The organism is Desulforhopalus sp. IMCC35007 (genome assembly GCF_005116575.1).
Classification (GTDB): Bacteria; Desulfobacterota; Desulfobulbia; order Desulfobulbales; family Desulfocapsaceae; genus Desulforhopalus_A.
Window position 1 is genome coordinate 26,679 of record NZ_SWCN01000028.1, and the last position, 16,983, is coordinate 43,661.

Genomic DNA, 16,983 nt, shown 5'->3' on the forward strand with positions numbered 1-16,983 from the left:
GGGGTAGCGGGACAGGTGATTCTGTCTTCTCCTGTTAATCTGGTAGAACCTGGTAGCTGATGTCCGTGAAGAGCCCAACAATCCCCCAGCAACCTCCCATGAGAAAGTCGCCAATAATAAGGCCAATAAAGAAAAACTGGAGTTTTCGAAACAGTGTAACACCACCATAACGCATACACAGCGCATTACAGGCCCAGCCAATAAAAAAACTCACCCAGAGAATTCGCATGGCAGAACTGTAGGCCGTCAGGTACCCGATGGGGTGAATCGGCCACCAGTAGAGTCTGTGGTAGCAGGTGACCATGATGAGCATCAGTACTGCACCGATCAGAGCGAAAATGAAAACCCAGCTGCCAGTGACCGTTTCAGTGGCGACAAGCCGGTAAATGTTTTCGTAGACAGTGGTACTGGTCTGGGTTGCCCAGTCGAGTTGTAATTCGCGGATACCGTATTTGTAGCAAAGGATCATCATGCTCAGGATGGAGGCTGTCATTGAAACGACAATGGTCAGAGCCAGGCCTGAAAAAAGTAAAAGAGCTGGATGTCTGTTCTGGTGAAGGTGGCGGCCATGCAGGAGGGAAGGCATCAGCGATTCACGGAGATCAACAAAGAGTACTTTTTGGCTCATTCCAGCAAGAAGACCACTGGCTCCAGCAAATACCTTCGCTCCAAAAAGAGCTATAATTCCATCTGTTGGGGCTGCTGTGAGAGTAAAATAAGCAAGTCCACCCTGGCAGATGATTCTGGTTGCCACAAGCATGATCATGAAAAATGCTCCCACCACAAGAAATGCAGTGGATATGGTCATGCCAAGCTGCACATACCAGGTAATAAGAAAAGCAAAACCGCAGACTGCACCCCAGAAAGAGATACGCACGTCGAACCACTCGGAGCGATCCGGTGATGGGCTTTTTAAAAAGAATGATTGCCTGCACACATCAAGGAGATGCAGGCGGGCCAGCCAGACCAGAAAGAGAAAGAAAATTCCATAGGCACCAATCATCTGCATCTCTTCAGGTCTTGCAAGTGTCGGACCGAAGGTGACACCGAGCTCGGAACCTGGAATAGAGTACCCCATCAGGCCCAGTATACCGTAAAAAAGGCAGCCGAAAAGAAAGAAGGCCCAGAAGGAAAATGAGATCTGCCGCGAGGTGAGGAAGGCAAAACCGATGAAGGACGGGTAGAGATAAATTTTGAGTTTTTGAAAACCCGTCAGGATTCCGGTTTCAGAAAAATATGGTCCAGCAAGAAAGAGAGTGGGAATGGCAGGTATAGAAGGGTAGTACAGGTTGAGTCCATTCACCAGATGGAGAACCACAGGTATTGAGATACCTGTAAGAAGAAACCGGTTCAAAAAAAACTGTGCCGTCTTCCCTTCGCTGACGGCATTGCCGATCATCTCGGGTACTTTAAGCAGTGGAAAATTCATTCTTTCATTGTGTATCCACTGCCGAGAAAGAATGTTGACTAAAAACAGCATGACCAGATAGGAGACGAGAATAAAGCTGCCCCAGAGGAGAAGAGGCTGGATCCAGGCAGACCAGGGAATAGTTGTTGCGATTGTGAGGACATCCATGTCACGGCTGCCGGGAAGCCCGTTGTAAAGAAGCTCGATCGCCTCCCTGTTTGTCGGGGTGAGGGCCGGCGGGATGAGAGGGTGAAGGACTTCTTCCCAGCGGTTGCCAGGGGTCGCGAACTGTACAGGAGCAGTAAGATTTATGAGAAAGGTTCTGGCAAAACCAGTGTAGGCAATACCTGAGCCAACCACCATCTCAATCCAAACAACAAGCAGTTCCGGGCCCTTGAGTAGAAGTTTTGCTTTGAACGCCCAGCTGATGAGTGTGACGAAAACAGTGAGCAGCAGAAAAATAAAAAACGGTGCCAGGGGAAAATGGCCGCCGCCAAGTGGGGTGGCCCGCAGGTATATATTATTAAACGGGGTAAGCAGGCAGATTACAGCTGCCAGCAGCAACCCTAGAAGAGGGGCCCGCAGTCGGATAGATCTGAGAGCTGAAGGTTGGTTGTAGGCAGACATCTCAGGCATCCCCCAACTGCGCATGAGTTAAGATAGCATCGCCGGTGGCCTCATTTTTACCGATGGAGTGTTGAAAAGATGCCTCAAGTTCGCGGTGGGCAGATTCGTCCAGAGACCGCCAGATCAGTAGTTGTTTTCTAAATTCATGAAGAAATGAGGTGTTTATCCTTTGCCAGATACCCGATTCTCCAGATTGCCGCTTAAGCGTAATTTTTATTTCGAGGAAATCCTCACCTTCTTTTGCTGGACAGAATTGAATATCAGCAGTTTGCATGATGCCAAAATCAAAGGGGGCCAGCCAGACATTTGTCCTGAGATGCAGGCAGTTCAGATCATGAGGGCTCTGAGATTGGTGCACCATTTCTGCAATTTCCTTTTCTGTTGAACAACTGAAAATCACTTCAACCGGACCCGTTGAAAAAAGACCATGGGAGATGTCTCTATGGCTGGTGAGATAGGAGTGGATGAAGCCGCCAATGGAGTCGTGCTCCCGGAATTTCATTAAAAAGGGAAGTGTCACTGTAATCGTGTTATCGACTGGCTTCGGCAGTTTGAAGGTCCGGTTCACATCGGGGATAGCAATGCGTGCAGCAACTCTTGAAGGGTAGATGACAGAGATCAGAACCACCATGATGACAAGTATCATCGCAGCAACCCCTGCCATGGAGGAGTAGTTCACCGTAATGCCTGCCCAGAGGGAAGTGGCTGAGAGTATAGCCGCTGAAACCTGTGCCACAAGATAGCCAAGAACCACAGAGATAACAGCAAGAGCCATCGCCTCGGCCACAAACAGAAAAGCAACGTGGGAAGGTGCAAGGCCCACTGAGGTGTATACCGCAATCTCCCCTTTACGTTCATAGACTGAACTGATCATGGTGTTTAGCACAATGAGGATGGAGATAAGCAGGGGAATGATAATATTGGGGACGCCACTGTAGTTCATGGTATCGCTGATATTGTAGAGCCAGACGCCATCTTTTTCCCCTGTGAAAATTGCCAGGTTGAACCGGTCTGTGAGCTCCGTTGCAATCGTTCTGATACTACCTGGATCCTTGGGACGTACGGCTATGTTTTTAAGAACGCCTCCCGCGGCCAGTAAGGTTCTGGCGGGGATGATGGCAATCTGACCGGCCGGAATATGCTGGTAGCGGCTTTGGAAGGAGCGGAGGTCATCGCCTGATTCCATCGCTTCAAGTTCTTCTTCGGTCATTTCTACGGCAGCTTCCTCGGGGAAAATGACGGGCGTGAGTGGTTCCCCATCGAGATCAAGTGTCTTGTCAAAGCTTTCTGCATTAAAGGTTCCAATGACCGTAAATGGGCTCCCCCACAACTCCACTTCCTGGGAATTCCCCTTGCTGAGACCAAGGTTTGCAGCCATCTGTTCTTCGAGGATGATTGTTGTGCGGTCCGCATCTGTAAACCATCTGCCGCTTGTGAGCAGGCGGTCGAGTCCTGTGACGTAGGATTCGTTGGCATCAAGCCCGATTAATCCATGGGCATCAAGCTCAATGGAGCCATTTTTCAAGGGGATCGAAACAGGTTTTGAGGGGTCGTTGCTCTCTAGCCACACCCGAGGTGCAGGTCGGCTGATGCTTGCCATGGAGGTAACCAGGATGTCCGTTGCCTGGGGTGGCAGACTCTGCCGGTTCACCTTATTCAGGAGTAATCCCTGGTAAGGTGCATTGGTCTGAAAGGGAAGCCGGACCTGCTGTTGGTTGGATTTGATGGTGGTAAAGCTCATTATGGTAAAGGTTAAGATAATGAGCGTGGTACATGTCAGGATTGTACGTATTCTTCTGCGTCTGAGATTGGAAACCCCCAGAAAAAAAGCAGCGGTAAAGGCCTTCCATCGGCTGATCTCCTCAGGGCGTTTATGGCTTGCTCGGCGCTGAAGCAGTTCCATCTCATCTTCAAAACGAAAGAAGATGATGAGGGTTACCATAAACGACAGGGCGATGATGAAAAAAGCAAGGATGACGACCATGGGACTGTAGGCGAGTTCAAATGCGGGATGGACATTGTAGATGATCGTGATGAGGAGGATAAGAATTGCACTGAAAGCGACGATTCGTTTGTAGATATTGGCAAAGCTGAAAAGGAATCTTTCCATCACAAAGGCAAAAGGGACAAAAAGAGCGATATAAAAGAGAACACCAAAGAGGACATCCTTCTGGGTTTTTTCAATCTGCACATAGACACGTGCGGCGAGGGCCAGGGACTCTGCGGCCTTTTCTCTTGCCTGGGAATAGTTAAAGTGGACAAAACCTGTTTCGCTGAGGGCAAGGGCTGCCATACCTCTATTTTTCAGGTCGTTGATCCGCTTGTCAAAAATCCCATGGGTCTCAAGATTGTTAATGCGGGGGGTGAGGAGGGTCCAGGCATCTTTTGCTGCATGAAAGGTTGTATTTATGATGGCAGGATAGTCATCGACCAGGTAGCCCGTCCCTGAGTGGTTATCCTCTGAGCTGTTGGTCAAAATCATTTTATTGGTGAGAACAGTATCCGAGAGCGTCAGTTTGAGCATGGTACCCGGTTCTGTGTAGATCGAAGATATAATGGAATTCCGCGTATCGATACGGCTGTACCAGAAGTGTTCCGGTGGGGCATCTCTGCGGCCGTCAAAGAGATGGATTTTAGTCATGAAGGCAAAACTTCGCGGTTCCAGCAGGTCAAAGAGAGTTGTCTCCCGGCAGTTGAACATAACGAGGTCGGTTTGCATGGATTTACGCAGCAGTTTCAGGCGGTAGTTATCTTTGCCGGTCTCTTTTTTGTCAATGGCCCAGATTGCCTTACCGGATAGAGGATCGTAGCGGTAGCCTTCAATGACCAGTTTATCCAGGACATGCTTTTTATCGGCCAGGCCCTTGATGGTAAAATAGCCGAGCTGGTCAACCATAGCATAATATTTATTTAAGCCCTGATATCCGAGAATAGTGGTATTACTGGCAGGAAAATTGGCGAAAAGCTCCCCTTGGAGAAGAAGATTTGTTCTTGCATTTACCGTAACAAAACCATCCGAGGGGAATTTGTCGTCATGTAATCGGTCGGTACTAGCCAGGGTAGAGATGAGATGTTCTACCAGGTGAAACTGTTCGAGAAGATAGGGCCAGTCGACCTTTTCCACTACATCGCCCGGTGTTCCCCAGAGCTGCCTGCCGTCGCCTGTAGTCACGAAGGTAAGGCCCAGATAACCAGCAAGGGCTGTGACTTCTCCGCCGAGGCTGGGGCGGTCGAAGAACCACGAGTCCCAGGTGCGCAAATGGCTTGGCCGCAAGGTGTCCTGGTAGCTGATCTTCAGGGACTTTGGCAAGGTCCCGGCCGCCTCTTCCAGGGTTTGAGCAATGATACTGTAGATACCGGTTCTGTTTACCGATTGTTTGAGATTGTAGAGCCAGCCTTTGTTGAAAGCGCCTACACCATTACCATGGCCTGAAAGGTGTAGACTGACGCTTGCCGCTATCTCATACTCCCTGACCGTATTTCTAAAAGTCACGGCTGAAGCAAGGGTCTGTTGCTGGCGTTGAATGTCTTCGATGGTACGTTCAGTCCGCTCTATTGCCTGGGGTACAATCTGTTGTAAGAGATCAAGTTCCACTTCAGGGAGGTTGTGAAAAGATTCGGCCCAACCCAGACGTCTAAAAAGAAATCGCTGGTTCGCTGTTTGGGCAATGAGCTCTTTTTGAGACTCACCACCGTCATCCATGCGAAGCTGGATAAGCTGGCGGGACAGGATATCGACCGCGCTGTTGATACTTTGGCGGATTGCCAGGCTGATGGCCTTGTCTCTTGTGCTGTCTTTGGTCAGAGGAAAGCGAAGAGACTGCAGGAGTTGTTGGGTTTCCTGCTGCCGTAAGAGCTCCTGGCTGAGGGTTTTCTTCGAATCGCGTAAATCCTTTGACCGTGCATTAAGACTCCAGATAGCATCGCGCATGCCGGCAAGAGTCTGGGCATGCCCGCTTGTGGCAAGCAGCAGTATCGATCTTTTGGGTGGATTCTTCCTGAAGGACTCGGCGAGTTCGAGAAATGTGGCAATGGAGCTTGCCGAATCTGCACCGGGGGAGTTGTTGGCGACAAATTCCTGATTATCAAAAAAAGCTTCAACGATGAGCAACTGCTGTTTGAGGTCCGGGTCAGAGCCTTCAATGACCGTGTAAATATTTTCAGCCAGGTTTTTTTCCCAAACGCAGCGGGAGGTCAGTTCCACTGACTCGGCAATGGGAGAAGACTGGTTGTTCAGAGGGCCGAAGACTTCCTCTGCTTTTTCATAGTTCATGATAAAACAGGGAAATTGTAAAGGGGTGAGTTCCTCTTTTTCGGTAAAAAATATTTTCCCCTGACTGTTTGGTTTTTGTAAGTAAATTGCTGCCTTCGCCCCCAGAGAGGCGAGAAGTTGCCAGTTGCGCCCGGATTCAAAATCAAGCAGAACAATACTGCCCTTGATTTTTTTCCCATCAAGCTCATCCAGTTGTCCTTTACCGACATAATAGACGGGAGCTTTTATGGTTCCATCGGTTGCCTCGGGGCTGATTGCATTGTAGATCAGGGGAGAAAGTGGCAACTGCTGATTTTTAAAGGTGAGTTCAGCCCCGAGAAAGCGGCGGACGGGCAGCTCATAGTAGTAACTCTGGGGTTCTAAGCCCATTGATTCAAGGCTGTTTTTAATATAGGTAACGCTTTTATGGTAGCCGGTAGAGCCCGTTGATCTGCTGTCAAAACTGCTGAGAGTTGTGACAGTATTGCGAAGACGGACCCCTGACTCATCTGCTGTAACTGGTGGAGGAACCAGTGCAGTTAGAGTTGAAAGAAGGCACAGTAGGAGAAAAGCTGGTAAAATTCGCATTCAGTTTCTTGAAAAGATTAATAGTTAACAGTGTTCCCCGTCTGAGTCCTTAAAAGAGGGTAACAAAGAGGTTTTTGAGCAGGTGGTTACTGGGCACTTTCAAGACCGCCGGTTCTGATATCCAATTCATCCCTTTCCTGTATTTTATCAATTCTCCCATCCCTGATCCAGATGACCTGATCTGAAACGTTGAGCATCTTGTAGTCGTGGGTGGCGGAGATAACGGTGACCCCACGTTCAAGGCTCATGTTTTTTAAGAGCTTGATGATATCCTCTCCAGTACTGAGATCAAGGTTACCGGTAGGTTCATCGGCCAGGATAATAGAAGGGCTGTTAGCCAGAGCCCGGGCAACGGCAACACGTTGCTGCTGACCTCCGGACAGTTCCGATGGACGGTGACTATGCCGGCCCCCAAGGCCCACCTGATCAAGAAGTGCCATTCCACGTTTGGCTGCATCGTCTGCGGAGATTCCGGCAAAGGTCATGGGGATCGTTATGTTCTCAAGGGCTGTCATCACAGGAATAAGGTTAAAGGTCTGGAAAATGTAACCGATTTTTCTACAGCGGAGCCAGGCCAGTTCGTAGGCGTCGAGCTGGGCTATATCCACCTCGTCAATAAAGACTTTACCACTTGTCGGTTTGTCGAGGCCGCCGATCATATTAAAAAGAGTCGATTTCCCGGAACCCGATGGGCCCATGATGGATATATATTTCCCGGCTTCGATCTGCAAGTTTATACCTTTTAGCACCTTGACCACGATCTTGCCGAGATCGAAATCCTTTGTGACTTCGGAGACCCTGACGATATTTTTACTTTCGCTCATAACCTGTCCTTATTCTACAACTGACTTATTGCTCAACACGCATGGCTTCAACCGGCTGCATTCTTGAGGCGACAATGGCGGGATACAGCACGCCAACGAGGCTGAGCACTGTGCCGATGCACATTGCATAGAACATCGTCAGACCGATGGTTGACCAGGGAATGAAAGCGAAAGAGGATAACCCAAATTTGATAAGTGTAGAGAGCACTCCAACGCCACCGCCAAGAAGAGCGCCTGCAAATCCTCCTGTTACCCCTTGCAGAGTTGCCTCAATGACGAAAATTCGCACGATGAACCGGTCAAGTGCGCCAAGGCATTTGAGGGTTCCAATCTCCCTGAATCGTTCCGTCACTGACATCAGCTGGGCGTTGATGATGCCCACTACACAGGTAAGAAGGGAGAGAAAAACAATCCAGCGCTGTTTGGCCGAGCTCTCGATGACATGGGTTTCCGGGTTGATGTCGTAGCCTGCCTTGCTGAGATTTCTCTCCATCGTTGGTTCTCCGGAGTGGAGCAGGCCTGATGCCATGTCGTTACCTGTCTGGATGAAGGTGAGAAATGCTACCGCCAGTACCAGACTCATTGTTGTTACCAGGGACCTGAAAAAGCGAACTCTGATAGACTGGTAGGCCATCTGGAGGGATTTCGACAGAGGTAGGGCAACTAAGCGGCTCATATCTTATACAGCCTTCTGCGAATAAAGAAATTGGGGTGTCGCCAAAGGGATGGCAGTTTTGTACTAACCTATAAATCTAGCTGCTTATCTGGTCGTTGTCAATGTTGAGAGATTTCAGAGGAATATTGCATCATACTGCTGTAAAGCTGGAGAGGGAGGCCCGGCGGGTGAAGCTGTTTTAGAGAGATGCTTTGCTTGCCAAAGCCGGGCCCACCAGTGGATAAGCCGGTGGGCGGATGAGGTTTGCAAACTTTAGTTCATCGTATCACCCTCAACCATCTGCATCAGCTCCGTCTGGAAATTCTCATCGTTCATCAGCTTTGTCGCAATAGCCTGACAGAGAGCTCCTGCGAGATTTGCTTCATCTGATAAGGCAATATCAACGGTAATTTCGCCATCTTCTGAGGCATCTAGAATCAATGCTGCCTGGTTTTTTGTCAATTCCATATTATAAAGTTACTCCTTTTGTGTAACATAGTGAGAGAGTTGAGAGTATTTTTTAAGCCTTACCATTGAAAGTATACAACAGTACGGGCAAGAGGTGCAAATCATTGAGATAAATTTAAAAAATATTGTGGCCGTATAGCCTTACGGCACATCTGTTTTCTCGTTTCGAAATGTTTTGCTCAGCCTGCTTATGACCCAAGAGGGTAAAGACCCCAGGTGTTGCAGCCGGTGTGTCTGCAACCGATGGCTGTTCCAATCTCTATGTTGGCAAAGAGTGTGGATAACAACTGCCACAGTGTTTTTGGCCGATCGTTTACAGCATAAAAAATATTTATACAGTTCTTGGCGCTGAAGGCATGTCCAGTTATATGAATTTCAGCGTTGATGAAAAGATGCGGTTCAACGTTTTGGTTTTTTGAAACTTGCAGCTTGAATTCTTGTTATTTCAAGTATTCAAGCTGTCTTGTGTCCATCTCGATTTTTTTCGCCGTATAATGGTGGTTAGTACAGATCTTTCAGGTAGCGATCTCTTAAATGGCTGAGAAAGAAATTCGCATTTGTTTTCTCGCCAGTAGCTGAAATAATAATGTCCTGTCCAGCCATACTGGAGGCCTTTGACCAGATGTTTTCTTTGAGCCACCTTCTGATAAAAGAGATATCTCCAGCACGAAGGTTTTTCTCCCAGTCCGGGAAGGTCTTTTTTATGGTTGCAAAAAACTGTGCGCTGTTGAGTGCACCCATTGTGTATGAAGGAAAGTAACCAAAAGAACCGTCAGTCCAGTGCATATCCTGCATGCAGCCATCTTTGTAATTATCCTTTGTAGACAGGCCAAGACTTTCTGTCATTTTATGGTCCCAGAGCTCAGGGATGTCTTCTGCTTCGATCTGACCATTTATCAGTTCTTTTTCAATTTCAAAGCGCAGGATAACGTGGAGGGGATAGGTTACCTCGTCAGCCTCCACCCGTATATAGCTTGGTTGAACTGAGATTGCTGCGTCTCTGAGTTGTTTCCCGCTATATTTCAGAGTCTCGGGCAGATGGGTATGGATAAAAGAGGTGAAATAATGGATAAACGGGGCCGAGAGAAAAATCTGTTTTTCAAAGAACAGGCTTTGGCTTTCGTGGAGGGAGAGATTGCGGGCATGGCCGATGGGCAGGTTGTCCCACTGTTCAGGCAGGCCGTCTTCATAGCTGGCATGTCCGGTCTCATGGGCTGTTGCCAGGAGGGCGTCTAAGAAATCCCCTTCCCGAAACCGTGTAGTAATGCGTTGATCACCGCGGCAACCTGTACTAAACGGATGGGCACTGACATCCATCCTGCCGTGATCAAAATTAAAACCAAGGGATTTCATGAGCTGCCGGTTGAGTTCTTTCTGTGCCTCGATGGGGTAGGAAGACGTCGCTAGTCTGGTTGGATTCTGTTTCTGTTTTTCCATCACCTCCTGGAGCAGGTTGGGGAGTTCTTTTTTCAGGCGGGTGAAGATATTTGCAATAAAGCCTGCACTGTCCCCGGCGCAATAGAGGTCGAGCATGGCATCGTAGGGGCTTGCAAGCGGCTCGATCGCAGCATCAAATCTTGCCTGGGCCTCTTGTCGTGCCAAGAGGACGACAGGCCTGAAGTTTTTCAAAAATCCGGGCCAGTCGTTTTGCTGGCGCTGATTTCTCCAGTCATGCTCACATTTTGAACCGGCCAGGGATTGCGCCCTTACAAGATCTGCGGGGAGACAAACGGCCTGCTGGTATTCCCGGCGCATCTCTTTTATACTCTGCTCCTCTACCGCTGTTTCAGCTGTTACCTGATCCAGGAGTTCACCTGTTTTGGATGATGTCAATTCTTGGTGGTGCAAGCTCGTCAGCTCGGCAATAGCTGCAGATCTGGGGGTGTTACCCCCTGGAGGCATCATGACCATATGGTCCCACTGGAGAAAGGTGAGTGCATGTTCGAGATGGGCAAGTTTACTGAATTGGTCAACAAGTTTTTTATATGAATTATTCATCGGACACTTCTATGGTTAAGATGATTATGGAGTTGGTCACTCCGGGGATTGGGGCGTTGGATATTTGACCGTTCACCCATTTACCCTTTTATGGATGAACATATGTAAAAATATCGTATGCTGCTGTGACTTTTCTGATAATAGGGATGAAACCAGTCGTTGTCATGAGTTGACAGGCTAGTCTTGTTACAAATTACCACAGGGGTATCTCACAGAAGATCTCCAAAATGGACAAAGGAGATCTGGGGTGCCTGTTTAAGGCAAGAGAGAAGCGTGTCGAGCAGTGCCACCGCGCGACCATTCATTCTCTGGTGATGGAGCATTATTCCGCATCTGTCTAAAGTGAGTCCCTCTTCAATCTCTGCCAGCAGCTTGTGGAGCCCTTCTTCAGCGGTAGCTTCTTTTCTGGTATGCAGGTCAACGCTCACCTGGAAGTCTGGAAACGCTCGAGTGGTTGGTGGTTTTGCCCTAAGGCTTCTTGAAACTGCCTTGAAGCCCAGTTGCTGCAGGGCGTCGAGGGTGTCCTTGCTGCAGCGGTTCCATGGTGGAGTAAAGACAGGCTGATTGTGATCCCCTAAAATATTGTCGAGCCTTTTTTTTCCTCGTAACAGGCGAGCTGTGATGTTCATTGCTCCAGTTGCCGATACTCCAGGACCAAACTCTTGTTTTTTCATGGTTTTAGGTTCGAAGTTGCGATGCACATAGCCATGCTGGTGCCAGCACCATTGTTCTTTGGAGTTTCCTGTGAGTATTTTCAGCTCCTTATACCTTTCAGGTGTAAGCCAGCCGGGCACGGTTGCCAGGCACAGCGGCATACGGTGGCGATGAAAAATTTCTATGAGCTGGGAGAATTGTCGGGAGGGGATTCCTATATCGTCTGCCCGAAAAAAAACAACAGGAGGTGTAGTGCTCCTCTGACAGCCCTTGTCAATTGCCGTTATCAGCTGTCTGGGTAGGTCCGGCAGGCGGGTTCGGTAAATTTGTGAGGAGGGTCTGGTCATTTGATTACTTACCTATTGTGAGAAGCGTATTGATTATCTCAAGGCTACGAGCGGCGCCGTCGAGCTGAACCGACGTTTTTTGGTGTTGAAGTTGGAGCTGACGGATCATTTTGGCCAGTAATATTTCCGTATTCAGGTCTGTTTTATCGAGGACCTCTATCGGCGCAGCGCAACTCAATTTGCTGGCGCGAAGATGCTGCTCGCGGTTTTGGGTAAACGGTAGTACCAGAGCGGGAACTCCAGTTTGCAGAAGATTCATGCAGGTATTGTAGCCCGCCATGGAAATAGAGAGATCAGCTGCCATCAGCCAGTCGGTAAAGGAGTTGCTGAAACGGTCGACCTTAATATTTTCTGAGGTGTGTGCCACAAGATCTTCATACATTTGGGCGTCACAGTAGGGCCCAGTAAAAATTTGCAGTCTCGCAAGAGGAGAGGTCTTGAGTAGGCCTTTGAAGGCCGAGATGACGGCAAAAAACAATTCGCTGCCAACGCTTCCCCCTCCTGCACTTGCGACAATAAGGCTATCCTGCTGGCCCATATTCACCTCATTGCGAATGGATCTGTTGCTTGCAGTTAATGTTTCATTGACATATCCGGTGTAGTAGAGTGGTGTCTGGATCTCAGCTAACGGCTCAAATGTTTCGCTGAGTTCAACAACAGCAGGGTCTGCGTGGACCAGGATGGCCGAATAATATTTGTTGAGTGTAGCAATGACCCTCTTTTCAAATTTTTCTTTTCCCTGTGTTTTTTCTACAAGAATATCTCTGACACTGCAGATACATTTACACTCTGGAAGTTCCTTTGATTTGATGGCTGTCAGAACCGGGTCGAGTTCAAAGCGAAACGCTTTTCGGCCAAAGGGGTATAGTTCTGTGATAAAACAATCCGGTGTTGAGGACACAAAGTGGTTGTACAGAAGCTCTTGTCGCTTTTGTTTGGTACCTTCAAGAGTGAGCTTGTTGTCTGATGGAATGAGGTTGTTAAATTCTCTATCCATCTGCAGACCCGGCAGCTTCAGGATTTTACAACCTGTGGTGTCAATTGATACCGGAGGGCCGCCGAGGATAAGGGTGACCTCATGGTCTTTCATCAGAGATTTTACTACTTCAAGGCTTCTGCGAAGATGCCCGATGCCGAGGACATGTTGACAGTAATAAGAAATTTTCATCCGTTACTCTGTCTTGGAATATTCAGGCATTCAAGCTTAAATCCGTCTTGGTCACCGCTGATGATGTGGAACAGGTTGTTCTGAATAAAACCTGTTTCTTCGGGGCGAAAAGCGCGGTTACTTATGTGATAGAGTATGGTTTTTATGATTCCCATATGACAGACAACAAGTATCTTTTTTCCGGGTGCCTCTGTCACGATCTGTTCAAGGCAGGCAAAAACCCTGTTGCGTACACTGCTTCTGGCTTCTCCACCGGGGGCGGTAAACTCCCAGCCTCTGGCGACCTGTCTTTCCAGTTCAATTCTGTGATCCGTCTTAATTGAAGAAAGTGTGAGACCCTCCCACTCACCCCAATGCTGTTCTCTGAGCCTCTCATCAAAAAAAACAGGGAGTTGCAGGTCTTTGTTGAGGATAGTTACCGTCTGTTTAACCCGACCGAGATCACTGGCATGTATCTGGTCCCACGGCCATTGTTGCAGTGTCCTGGCCCATTCTCTGGTTCGGCTGACCCCTTTTGGGGTGAGGGGAGAATTACCTGAACCCTGGATTCTTTTTTGGGTATTCCATTCGGTTTCGCCGTGTCGAATAAGACCAATAAGAGTTGTTTTTTCTGGAATTTCTCTCGTCATTTGTCATCCATAACTAAGCAAGTTCAGGCACCTGACTGCGGAATATCTGCGCCAGTTCTTGGATTAACAGTTTATTGTCAAACTGGGTTGTGACCCGTTTTTTACCTTCGGTAATGATCTTTTTTCTGAGGGCCTGATCTGTGAGAATACGTTCCATGGCCTCGGCCATGGCAGCAGGGTCTTTGGGCGGGACAAGGAGTCCGGTCTGTTCATGGACAAGTATTTCAGGAAGAGCAGAAACATGGGTGGAGAGAGCCGGGATACCCATGGCTAGACTCTCAACAATGACGTTTGGAATCCCGTCTCGGTCACCATTTGCCGCGATCTCGCAACCAAGGACAAAGAGATCACTCTTTTTAAACTGTTTCAACACCTCTTCATGGGTCTGGGTTCCCAGCCAGTGACACTCTTTTTCCAGATCAAGGTCCTTGATGAGTGCCATTATCTGATCCCGGTCATCTCCATCCCCGATCAAGGTATGAGTGAAGCTGAGTCCTTTTTGTTTAAGCAGGGCGAGAGCCTGATATATTGTTGGCAAGCCTTTTTTTGCAGTGAGTCGGGCAACAGTAAAAATTTGATGGGGTTCTGTTGGTATTTTTTCACCTGTGCTGTTTTGAAAAAGGTCAAGGTCGATGCCGTGATAAATGCAATGGATTGGGGTCGGACAATCCCCCTTTATCTCCTCAAGGTATTTCTGATTGTGTTTGGTACAGGTCACAACAAACTTTGCCTCCTGAATTCTCTGGCGAAGCTTGTCCTTTTTGGATGTGTAAATGTCTTTGGCATGGGCAGTAAAGCTGTAAGGGATTCCTGAAAATGATGAGGCAAAGCGGGTGACAGAGGTTGGAGAATGGGCAAAGTGACCGTGAAGATGGGTAATATCTGTATTCTCCATAAGGAAATAGTAACTCATGTAGCCTGCCTGGAGAAAATGTTTAAGCGTTGCCAGTCGGTTTGTAGTACTCCCCTGTGCCGCCAGTCGTACAGTCCTTGTAAAGCGCTTAGGATGTTTGATTGCAAGAAGGAGGTTCGGTATAAGGAGTTTTACGAGGTTTTCGCCAAGTTCCGTTGGCAGGTAGCTTACCTCTGCATTGATTTTCTTGACTGAGGCATGGGAAAAATTTTCTCGTGGCTGCCGCATCGGGAACAGGTGCATCTGAAAGCCAAGTTTTTCAAGGAGAAGAATTTCGTTGGAGATAAATGTTTCTGAAATTCTGGGGTAGCCTTTGAGAATATAGGCAAGAGTTTTTGGTGTAGATTCGGTTTTATACTGGTTCATTGGAGGATATGAAGAAAAGAGTTATAGGCAGGCGAAAGGTTCCAATTGGGTGATCGTTTCTGTTTGGGCCGGAATTGCCTCAATGTTCTTGAAAGCGGTGAGTCTGGCAAGCATTGTGTCCAGGCCGGAGAGCTCAAACGAGTTTATACTTTTGACATAGGCGTCCTGCTGGTTTATCAGGTCGAACACTTTCTCCCGTAGATTTTGTGGCGTTACTTCTTTCCAGGGAATGAAATCAAGAAGACCTTGCTTTTTAAGCCGTTCTGCACGGATAAGCTGCTCTTTTCTTGGGTATTCTCTGGGGATGATGAGTGCCGGCGTCTGCTGGGTGAGTATTTCGCAGATAGTATTGTAGCCGCCCATGGAAATAACAAGATCAGCGGCTCCCATCAGTTCCTCCATTCGTGGATGAAAAGGGAGTACTTTTATACCGAATTTATTTGCTCTTTTTTTTAAGTGTTCCCGAGCCTTTTTCGGCATGAAGGGCCCTGTAATAATTATGGACTTAAAGGGCAGAGAGCTTGGGTAATAGTCGTGCATTTCAAGGAAATGGTTGATCATTTCAAAGCCGTCACCGCCTCCGCCGGTAGTGACCAGGACGAATTTATCATCCTCCATAATTCGATAGCGTCTCCGGACTGCCTTTTTATCTTTGTTGCTGAGAGTTTTTCTGGGGATGTAGCCGGTAAACTTGACCCTGTCATGTATGGAGGCAGGAATGTTGTACATCTCGATGGGATCATAGATTTCCTGATTTCCATACACCCATATTTCTCCGTAGAGTTCATCAAGATAGGAGTATACGTTTTTTTCTTTCCAATCCTCCTGGATAACAGTTGAGTCGTCGAGTATGTCACGGAGCCCGAGGACGGTTTTGGTTTCAGGACTTTCATTCTTAAACCAATTCAATGTAGGAAGAACTTCTTTTTTTAGACCGAGTGGCTCCTTATCTACGATGAACAGATGTGGTCTAAAGGTTTGAGCTGTGGCTAATATTATATTGGTCCGAATGGAGAGAGCCTGTTTCTCGTCAATTTTGATTGAAAGAGATTTATATTCGTCGTTGGTGTGCTTGATCATCCCGGGAATTCTGACGAAGTCTACCTGCTCTGGGAATTTGAAACGACCGGCAAGGGGGGAGCCCGTCAGTATCAGAACGTTGGTGTTTTTGTCGCGCAGATGATTTGCGATGGCCATTGTTCTGCGGATGTGGCCGAGCCCATAGGTATCATGGGAATACATCAGTATATTGTATGTTTTATTATCCTGGTTTGATAGAGTGGAGAGCGCAGTCATCAGGAGGTCCTTGGTAATATGTACACTCCCCCTCAGGGAAAGAAAACAGGCGGTAAAGGTTACACTTTGCTGGAGTAGTTTGACGCGTTCCCCAACATACTGTCAATGCCTGTTACATAAATGCGAGTTCTGGAAAGAGTAAAGCTCTATTTTTACTGAAGATGATTATTATTCCAAGTGAGAAGAGAAGTCAAGCCGGTGAAAAGGAAAGAACAGAACAGTTTTTGGTGAAGGGGTGGGTAAAGGTTCTTTCTGTTAGAAACTCATGGTAATTCTATTGCTTACCATAATAATGCTTTCTACATCGGAATATGAAGACTGGTCTGTAAAGAGGTTACCTGTATCCATGTAACCAAAGTGGAGTTCGTAGGAGAGATTGTCGACGAGCTTGTAGATAAAACCAAGATTGGCTTCCCAGCTGGCCTCATTTTCATAGTCTATGCTCTCTGGTGCCCAGAGATTTTTCGTCATTCCAAAAGCACCAGTGACTAAGAAATTCTCGCTCGCCTCATACTCGGCTGAAACTGCAATGCCTTTACTGGAACTGGTGTGTGGGACCGTTTCCACCCAGGAGACAGTGGGGTGCAGCTCGTTATTGAGTATGTCCGCTGTGCTGGAGGTGATCATGAGCGGTTTGAAATTATTCGAATCAAACACTGATTTTTTTTATGAAAATCGAGTATTGCTCCAAGGTTATAGGATGTTACCCTGTATGCATGGTGTGTACTTCTTTCTTCTGCCTGCAGTTTACCTGTACAGCAGCAGCTGAGAGCGATTGAAAATATGATGA

Annotated in this window: 12 protein-coding genes; all 12 read right to left on the minus strand. The window is 47.8% G+C overall.

Going from position 1 to position 16,983, the window contains the following annotated elements:
• Positions 1–34: 34 nt before the first annotated feature.
• Complete coding sequence (locus FCL48_RS21450) at positions 35–2,044, minus strand: DUF6785 family protein (protein ID WP_240744915.1); 2,010 nt, start codon at positions 2,042–2,044, stop codon at positions 35–37.
• Complete coding sequence (locus FCL48_RS21455; RefSeq protein ID WP_136875525.1) at positions 2,037–6,875, minus strand: FtsX-like permease family protein; 4,839 nt, start codon at positions 6,873–6,875, stop codon at positions 2,037–2,039. Before FCL48_RS21455 ends, FCL48_RS21450 begins: the two co-directional genes overlap by 8 nt.
• A gap of 86 nt (positions 6,876–6,961) precedes the next feature.
• On the minus strand, positions 6,962–7,699 hold the full coding sequence (locus FCL48_RS21460) for an ABC transporter ATP-binding protein (RefSeq protein WP_136875527.1): 738 nt from the start codon (positions 7,697–7,699) through the stop codon (positions 6,962–6,964).
• Positions 7,700–7,724: 25 nt separating this feature from the next.
• A complete protein-coding gene (locus FCL48_RS21465; RefSeq protein WP_136875529.1) occupies positions 7,725–8,375 on the minus strand; it encodes an ABC transporter permease in 651 nt (216 codons plus the stop codon).
• Positions 8,376–8,627: 252 nt separating this feature from the next.
• Complete coding sequence (locus FCL48_RS21470; RefSeq protein WP_136875531.1) at positions 8,628–8,822, minus strand: twitching motility protein; 195 nt, start codon at positions 8,820–8,822, stop codon at positions 8,628–8,630.
• Between the two features lie 501 nt (positions 8,823–9,323).
• Positions 9,324–10,820, minus strand: coding sequence for a carboxypeptidase M32 (locus FCL48_RS21475; protein WP_136875533.1), 1,497 nt, complete (start codon positions 10,818–10,820; stop codon positions 9,324–9,326).
• Positions 10,821–11,029: 209 nt separating this feature from the next.
• Complete coding sequence (locus FCL48_RS21480) at positions 11,030–11,821, minus strand: DUF2334 domain-containing protein (RefSeq protein ID WP_136875535.1); 792 nt, start codon at positions 11,819–11,821, stop codon at positions 11,030–11,032.
• A gap of 4 nt (positions 11,822–11,825) precedes the next feature.
• Positions 11,826–12,989 (minus strand): glycosyltransferase family protein, encoded by a 1,164-nt coding sequence (locus FCL48_RS21485; protein ID WP_136875537.1) that lies wholly within the window; start codon positions 12,987–12,989, stop codon positions 11,826–11,828.
• Positions 12,986–13,618 carry a histidine phosphatase family protein gene (locus tag FCL48_RS21490; protein ID WP_136875539.1) on the minus strand — a complete coding sequence of 211 codons (633 nt, stop codon included), beginning with the start codon at positions 13,616–13,618 and terminating at the stop codon, positions 12,986–12,988. The genes FCL48_RS21485 and FCL48_RS21490 overlap by 4 nt, the downstream gene beginning before the upstream one ends.
• A 13-nt stretch (positions 13,619–13,631) precedes the next feature.
• Complete coding sequence (locus FCL48_RS21495) at positions 13,632–14,897, minus strand: glycosyltransferase family 4 protein (protein WP_136875541.1); 1,266 nt, start codon at positions 14,895–14,897, stop codon at positions 13,632–13,634.
• Between the two features lie 21 nt (positions 14,898–14,918).
• Positions 14,919–16,193 carry a glycosyltransferase family protein gene (locus tag FCL48_RS21500; RefSeq protein WP_136875543.1) on the minus strand — a complete coding sequence of 425 codons (1,275 nt, stop codon included), beginning with the start codon at positions 16,191–16,193 and terminating at the stop codon, positions 14,919–14,921.
• A gap of 255 nt (positions 16,194–16,448) precedes the next feature.
• Complete coding sequence (locus FCL48_RS21505) at positions 16,449–16,850, minus strand: hypothetical protein (RefSeq protein WP_136875544.1); 402 nt, start codon at positions 16,848–16,850, stop codon at positions 16,449–16,451.
• Positions 16,851–16,983: the final 133 nt, after the last annotated feature.